7 protein-coding genes are annotated in these 6544 nt (G+C 36.2%); all 7 read left to right on the forward strand.

All coding sequences use genetic code 11. From position 1 onward, the window contains the following. Nucleotides 1–15 precede the first annotated feature (15 nt). The 7 genes from spoVE to ftsZ all read left to right on the forward strand — a co-directional run bounded on the left by spoVE (nt 16) and on the right by ftsZ (nt 6415). Entirely contained in the window at nt 16–1134 is a 1119-nt protein-coding gene (gene spoVE / locus GGQ92_RS00600) for a stage V sporulation protein E (protein ID WP_184243487.1), read from the forward strand. Between the two features lie 83 nt (nt 1135–1217). Beyond that, nucleotides 1218–1994 carry a cell division protein FtsQ/DivIB gene (locus GGQ92_RS00605; RefSeq protein ID WP_184243489.1) on the forward strand — a complete coding sequence of 259 codons (777 nt, stop codon included), beginning with the start codon at nt 1218–1220 and terminating at the stop codon, nt 1992–1994. Continuing rightward, nucleotides 1984–2676: a DUF881 domain-containing protein gene (locus GGQ92_RS00610; protein WP_184243491.1), complete on the forward strand. Its 693-nt coding sequence runs from the start codon at nt 1984–1986 to the stop codon at nt 2674–2676. Before GGQ92_RS00605 ends, GGQ92_RS00610 begins: the two co-directional genes overlap by 11 nt. Then, nucleotides 2676–3404: a DUF881 domain-containing protein gene (locus tag GGQ92_RS00615; protein ID WP_184243493.1), complete on the forward strand. Its 729-nt coding sequence runs from the start codon at nt 2676–2678 to the stop codon at nt 3402–3404. The genes GGQ92_RS00610 and GGQ92_RS00615 overlap by 1 nt, the downstream gene beginning before the upstream one ends. A gap of 2 nt (nt 3405–3406) precedes the next feature. Further along, nucleotides 3407–3769 carry a small basic family protein gene (locus GGQ92_RS00620; RefSeq protein ID WP_184243495.1) on the forward strand — a complete coding sequence of 121 codons (363 nt, stop codon included), beginning with the start codon at nt 3407–3409 and terminating at the stop codon, nt 3767–3769. A 147-nt stretch (nt 3770–3916) separates the two neighbouring features. Continuing rightward, the gene (ftsA, locus tag GGQ92_RS00625; RefSeq protein ID WP_184243497.1) at nt 3917–5209 is read left to right on the forward strand and encodes a cell division protein FtsA; all 1293 of its coding nucleotides are present in this window, start codon (nt 3917–3919) and stop codon (nt 5207–5209) included. 63 nt (nt 5210–5272) lie between these two features. After that, entirely contained in the window at nt 5273–6415 is a 1143-nt protein-coding gene (ftsZ, locus tag GGQ92_RS00630) for a cell division protein FtsZ (protein ID WP_184243499.1), read from the forward strand. The last annotated feature ends 129 nt before the right edge of the window (nt 6416–6544 follow it).

Below are 6544 nucleotides of genomic sequence, written 5' to 3' on the forward strand. Positions count from 1 at the left end.
TTGGGGGCTTTGCTTGTGGCACAACCTAAAAAAGGAAATCAGATTGATTGGATATTGTTTTTTTCTATTATTATTATCTTATCCATCGGGACATTGATGGTATTTAGTGCCTCGTCTATATGGGCAGAATATAAATTTAACGATAGCTTTTATTTTGTAAAAAGACAGCTTCTATTTGCAGGTGTAGGAGTTGTTCTAATGTTATTTATTGCGAATATTCCATATTATAAATGGCTTAGCTATCGAAACATTATTTTTATCGTATGTGTAGTTTTGTTGATTGCCGTTTTAATACCTGGTGTAGGACTTGTTAGAGGTGGTGCTAGAAGTTGGATTGGAGTCGGAGCATTTAGTATCCAACCAGCAGAGTTTATTAAATTAGCAATGATTTTATTTTTAACTGGATTTTTAGTCAAACACCAGAATAAGATTCAACAATTCAAACAAGGATTTCTCCCACCTTTAGCAATAATATTTTTACTTTTTGGATTAATTATGCTTCAACCTGATTTAGGGACTGGTATGGTATTCGTGCTAACTTGCTTTCTTCTGTTGTTTACAGCTGGTGCTCAAATTAAACATTTCTTACTTTTAGGGCTGACAGGAATAATCGGATTTGTTTTATTGATTGCTTCAGCTCCATACCGAATCAATCGAATAACAGCATTTCTAGATCCTTGGCAAGACCCATTAGGTAATGGTTTCCAAATTATTCAGTCGTTATACGCAATCGGACCAGGAGGACTATTAGGTGTAGGATTTGGGAATAGTCTACAAAAATACTTTTACCTACCAGAACCGCATAATGACTTTATTTTTGCAATTGTTGCAGAGGAATTAGGATTTATTGGATCAATGATCATATTAGGTCTTTTTTTCATATTTGTATGGAGAGGTATGCTAACAGCTATTTATGCACCAGATTTATCTGCAAAACTTTTAGCAGTCGGTATTGTTGGGATGCTAACGATCCAAATCATGATAAATATTAGCGTCGTAATCGGACTCATTCCTGTAACGGGAATTACGCTACCTTTTTTCAGCTACGGTGGCTCTTCTTTAACTATTACACTATGTTCTGTGGGCATTCTTTTGAATATTAGTAAATATCGCCAGCAAACTTCGTCAGTTTGATAGTTATCACAACCGCCACTCTATGATATAATGGACGCAGTTCAAAACATTTCATAATATCGGAAAATGAAGGAAGTTACCAAATGGCGGAACGAAAAATAGTTTCACTTGAAGATCGTATTCCTAAACTTAAACAGGAACGAAGAAAAAGAGCGAACCGAAAACTAATTATTTACCTCACAATCTTTTTCCTTCTTATATTTATTGTTGTCTACTTACAATCTCCACTTAGTACAGTCCAGGAGATAAAGATTACAGGGAATAACTGGGTGGAGGAGCAAGAAGTAAAAGAAGTAGCGCAACTAGAAGGAACTGAAAACTTTTGGGAAATTTCTACGAAGGAAATTGAACAACAACTTGCTACTCTTCCTACGATTCAATCTGTAAACGTGCGGAGAAGCTTTCCCCATATACTTGTTATTAATATTGAGGAATGGGCGCATGTAGGATACGTACAAATAGAAGAGGAATTAAAACCTTTACTAGAAAACGGGAATGTGTTAGATCATGTTTCAGAACGAAATCAATTTTCCGATTTACCTTTTATATACGGCGTGGAAGATAATGACACGTTAAATGAACTTGCAAATCAATTGTCGGAAATGCCAACGTTTATTTCAGATCTTATTTCTGAAATATATTGGGTTCCTCAAGAAGTTTACCCTTATCAAATTAGAATGTATATGACCGACGGGTTTGAATTGTTAACATCATTGAATGGTCTTTCTAATAATTTGAGTCAATATCCTTCCATTGTAAATCAATTAGATACAAATAAAGGAATACTAAAGATTGATAATAGTGGGGCGGTATTCACACCAAAGCAGAAACCTAAAAAGGAGCAATCCGATGAGGGGTAGACAAGTTGTTTATGCATTCGTTTTTCTATTAATAGGATTTTTGTTGACGGTAAGTATACAGCATGCCAACAGATCAGGAGAGCTTATCCAACTGAACGAGAGTAACGTAGAGCAGGATTTGTATTATCGGGATCAATTAATTGATGTGCAAGAGAAGAATAAACAACTACGTAGTGAACTAGTAGAATTACAAGAAAATGTCCAAAATCTAGAACAAGAAATTGCGAACGATACAGACGAGTTAAAAGATTTAGTTAACCGGAAAAACACATTACAAAAATTTACTGGTGAGCTGCCAATTGAAGGGGAAGGCATCCAAATAACTTTATCTGATACTACGTACGATATGAGTGAAGAGGATCATGCGAATCAATATGTTGTCCATGACAGGCATATCCATCTATTAATTAACGAATTATTTAGTGCAGGAGCTAAAGCAATTGCCATTAATGGGCAGCGTATTTACCACGATAGTCATATTACGTGTATTGGACCCGTTATATCCGTAGAGGGTAATGTTTATCCGGCACCATTTGTAATATCTGCTATTGGTGATCAGAATACGTTAGATACAAGTATCCAAATGAGAAATGGTGTTATTGAATATCTTGTGCAAGATAATATAGATGTTAAACTAGATTTATCGTCTAATATTATGATGCGTGAAAAGGATTCATTGTAATGAAAAATAAAAAATGGAATGAAATATGGGTAGTAAGTGCTGTATGCCTCTTGGTTGGATTGATGATTTCTATATTATATAATTCGAACCAGCAAGAACAAGCTGCTGATAATCGCGATTTATGGGAAATTAGAATGTCTTTAATTGAGGAACAGCAGAAACAACAGCAACTGTATAAAGAAATCGAGGAAAACGAGCGCCTACTCTTACAATATGTGGAACAATCAGAACAGGAACAAATAAACTCTTTAAAAGAGTCAATAGAACTGTTAGAGATAAAAGCTGGCTTAACAGAAAAAAAGGGACCAGGAATCATTATTACTTTGGAACCTGTATTCGTTGATAATGAAGAAGAATCGGTATCTTATCCAGAACTAAATGCAGAACTTTTGCAATACTTGATAAATGATTTAAATAATTATGGTGCAACAGATATTGCAATTGGAGAACAACGTCTTACGAACTTTTCACCAATAAGGAATGTTAACGGACGAGTTTATGTGAATAATGATCCATTACCTGATTTGCCACTATCCATTAACGTACTTGCTCTTGATCATGAAAAGCTACACAATCACTTAATGCTTAGTGAGATAAATACGTATTTTGCACTCGAGAGAGTTTCACTAACTATCGATATTCAAAATGAAGTAACGGTTGCCCCTTACCCACATTCGATTCAAATGGATGGGGTAGACCTAGCAGATATAAAGGATGGTGAGCAGTAAACATGTGGTTTCCGATTTTATTTTTAATCGTAGGAGTTATATTGGGACTACTCACAAATATTACCATCCCTGATCAATATTCTAATTATTTGTCTATTGCTGTTCTCGCTGCTTTGGATACGTTGTTTGGCGGACTGAGAGCGCAATTAGAGAATACATATAGTCACAGAATCTTTCTAAGTGGTTTTTTCTTTAATGTATCACTAGCAGCTTTTCTTGCCTTCTTAGGTGTCCAGCTAGGTATTGATTTGTATTTAGCAGCAATTTTCGCATTCGGAGTTCGTTTATTCCAAAATTTAGCTATTATTCGAAGACTATTACTAGATAAATATGCTAATAGAAGAAAAAAAAGTACAACTTTTTAAGCAAGTATCACAAGATGCTTGTAAACTTCACGTTTTTCGTATAAATTTAGAGTAATTCATGCAATATTCAACAATTTTTATTATAATGAGAAGTATCATTAAGAAACAGAGTAAATATAAGTTATGCAGGAAAAGAGGAGGTGCCTCATGGATAACAGTGAAATTCTAGTAAGTTTAGATATAGGAACTTCAAAAGTTAAAGTAATTATCGGGGAAGTATTAGGCGAAACCCTTAATATCATAGGTGTTGGTACTGCTAAGTCATTAGGAATGAAAAAAGGCGCTATTGTAGATATTGATGAAACCGTACATTCTATTCGAACTGCTGTTGAGCAAGCGGAGCGAATGGTAGATATACATATTGATCGTGTAATTGTCGGCATCGATGGAAGTCATGTACAGCTCCAAAATTGTCATGGTGTAGTAGCTGTATCTAATGAAACGAAGGAAATTGATGGAGAAGATATCGCGCGAGTGATGGATGCGGCACAAGTAATGTCTATACCTCCTGAACGTGAAATTGTCGATGTTATTCCGAAACAATTTATAGTAGATGGGCTTGATGGTATCCGAGACCCACGGGGAATGATAGGTGTTCGTTTGGAAATGGAAGGTAGCATCATTACTTGTTCCAAGACAATGTTACACAATATATTAAAATGTGTAGAAAAAGCAGGACTAGATGTGATGGATATTTGCCTTCAAACTCTCGGGACTGGTGAAGTAGCACTATCCAATGATGAAAAAAATCTCGGGGTTGCCCTACTTGATATAGGAGGAGGAAGTACCTCTATATCTATCTTTGAAGACGATGAGCTTATTGGTACGAGTGTCATTCCACTAGGTGGAAACAATGTGACGAAAGATTTATCCATTGGCTTAAAAACAACATCCGATGAAGCAGAAGATGTTAAAGTAAAACATGGCTATGCTTTTTATCCTGACGCTAATGTTGATGAAACATTTGACGTGAATATTATAGGAAGTAACCAAAATCAAACATATTCCCAACTGGATCTTGCAGAAATAATTGAAGCTCGATTAGAAGAGATTTTCATTTATGCTGCTAGAGAAATTCAGAAAATGGGATTTGAAGAAGTTCCAGGTGGTATTGTATTGACCGGAGGTACGATGAGCCTACCAGGAGCAATTGATCTTGCACAGGACATCTATCAAACCAATATCCGAATTGCGATACCCGATTACATAGGTGTAAGAGACCCACAGTTTACTGCTGGTGTAGGTACCTTGAAATTTGCTTATAAGAATGCGAAAATACTAGGGAAAGAATTCTCAGAAGCTGTTACAATCATGGATAGTGAATCCAGGCCGGTTGAAAAGGTGAAAGTACCTAAACAGAAAAAGGCAGTTAAAACAGCTACTAAGAAAGAGAAAAAGGACCCTAAATTAGCTAATTTCTTTAAGTACTTTTTTGATTAGGAATATAACCTCGTCAAATGCAACCTATCAGACTTTGAATCTATCAAATTAGGAGGAAATCGGATGTTAGACTTTGATACGAATATGGACCAGCTGGCAACGATAAAAGTAGTCGGTGTCGGTGGTGGTGGAAATAACGCAGTAAATCGAATGATTGAGCATGGTGTGCAAGGAGTCGAATTTATTGCTGTAAACACAGATGCTCAAGCATTAAACTTATCAAAAGCAGAAGTAAAGATGCAAATTGGTACGAAATTAACGAGAGGTTTAGGAGCGGGAGCGAATCCAGAAGTAGGTCGAAAAGCTGCTGAGGAAAGCAAGGAACAAATAGAAGAAGTTTTGAAAGGCTCTGATATGGTATTTGTTACTGCTGGTATGGGTGGCGGTACTGGAACTGGTGCTGCACCTGTTATTGCTTCTGTCGCTAAAGAATTAGGTGCACTTACAGTAGGTGTTGTTACTAGACCGTTTACTTTTGAAGGAAGAAAACGAGCGACACAGGCAGTCTCTGGTATCGAAGGCCTAAAAAATAGTGTAGACACTTTAATTGTTATACCGAATGATCGTTTATTAGAAATTATTGATAAAAATACACCAATGTTGGAAGCATTTCGTGAAGCAGATAATGTTCTTCGTCAAGGTGTCCAAGGTATCTCTGATTTAATTGCTACACCAGGTTTAATTAATGTGGACTTTGCCGACGTTAAAACGATTATGTCAGATAAAGGATCAGCATTAATGGGAATTGGAATCGCTACTGGGGAGAACCGTGCTCAAGAGGCTGCTAAGAAAGCTATTTCTTCTCCATTACTAGAAACTTCTATAGATGGAGCTCATGGAGTGTTAATGAATATAACTGGTGGTAATAATTTAAGCCTTTATGAAGTCCAAGAAGCAGCTGCTATTGTAACTTCTGCAGCAGATCAAGAGGTTAACGTAATCTTTGGTTCGGTTATAAATGAAGAATTAAAGGATGAGATAGTAGTAACCGTTATTGCAACAGGATTTGATGAATCTCAGTTAGGACAGGCACAAACACAGTCAAAGAAAATTCTTCAAACTGGTAAGCAGAGCGTAACGAGAGAAGCGAAGCCTGAAAAAGCAAAAACTACAGAGCAACATATTCCTCAACCACAACAAGTAAAACAAGAAGAGGATACTTTAGACATACCGACTTTCTTACGTAATAGAAATAGAAGACGATAATATGAATGATAGTAAAGGTGATTCGGATTTATCCGAATCACCTTTTTTGAAAGATAAGCAAGTATAAAATTCTGCTTGAATGTGTCTAGCGCAAGCGCCTACCCCCCTCGAGGTCTTAAGTAATGCTAT

Origin of the sequence: Gracilibacillus halotolerans (assembly GCF_014206945.1) — a bacterium.
GTDB lineage: Bacteria > Bacillota > Bacilli > Bacillales > Amphibacillaceae > Gracilibacillus > Gracilibacillus halotolerans.

Excerpts from the sequence above, each read along its gene's own strand:
- ftsZ (WP_184243499.1), top strand. The coding sequence starts at position 5,273 with ATGTTAGACTTTGATACGAATATGGACCAGCTGGCAACGATAAAAGTA.
- GGQ92_RS00615 (WP_184243493.1), top strand. The coding sequence starts at position 2,676 with ATGAAAAATAAAAAATGGAATGAAATATGGGTAGTAAGTGCTGTATGC.
- GGQ92_RS00620 (WP_184243495.1), top strand. The coding sequence starts at position 3,407 with ATGTGGTTTCCGATTTTATTTTTAATCGTAGGAGTTATATTGGGACTA.
- GGQ92_RS00610 (WP_184243491.1), top strand. The coding sequence starts at position 1,984 with ATGAGGGGTAGACAAGTTGTTTATGCATTCGTTTTTCTATTAATAGGA.
- GGQ92_RS00605 (WP_184243489.1), top strand. The coding sequence starts at position 1,218 with ATGGCGGAACGAAAAATAGTTTCACTTGAAGATCGTATTCCTAAACTT.
- ftsA (WP_184243497.1), top strand. The coding sequence starts at position 3,917 with ATGGATAACAGTGAAATTCTAGTAAGTTTAGATATAGGAACTTCAAAA.